Origin of the sequence: Mesorhizobium sp. M2A.F.Ca.ET.067.02.1.1, assembly GCF_004023285.1 — a bacterium.
In the GTDB taxonomy this organism is placed as follows: Bacteria; Pseudomonadota; Alphaproteobacteria; order Rhizobiales; family Rhizobiaceae; genus Mesorhizobium.
On record NZ_RZSB01001501.1, the window covers coordinates 1 to 382 of the forward strand.

General features: G+C 63.4%; 1 pseudogene. It reads right to left on the reverse strand.

What is annotated here, in order from left to right:
* A pseudogene (locus EOA28_RS38520) lies at positions 1-201 on the reverse strand (amino acid ABC transporter substrate-binding protein); the annotation flags it as partial.
* Positions 202-382: the final 181 nt, after the last annotated feature.

A 382-nucleotide genomic window follows, 5' to 3' on the forward strand; every position in this document is an offset into this window, starting at 1 on the left:
GTCGATGTCATAGCCCTTGATGCTCATGTCCGCGCTGGCCGAGGAGAAGGGCGGGAAGTCGGAGAAGATGCCGACATTGATGGTGCCGGCCTTGGTGATGTCGTCGATGGCGTCGGCCCTGGCCGCCTGCGAGGCGAGGCCGGCGGCGCCGAGCATCAGCATTGCCGTGATGGCGGATTTCAGCGTGGTGCGAAGTGTCATTTTAGTTCCCCTTCTGGAAGCTTGTTGTTGAAACCGGCCGCCGGCTCCAGCGCGGCGGCCGTATTGGTCTGGCGCCGCCTCAGCCTTTCTTGATGGCCGGGCTGAACACCATCAGGCTCAGGATCTCGAACAAGACCTGGGCGCCGACATGGGCGGTGTTGGTGGTCGCGTCGTATTGCGG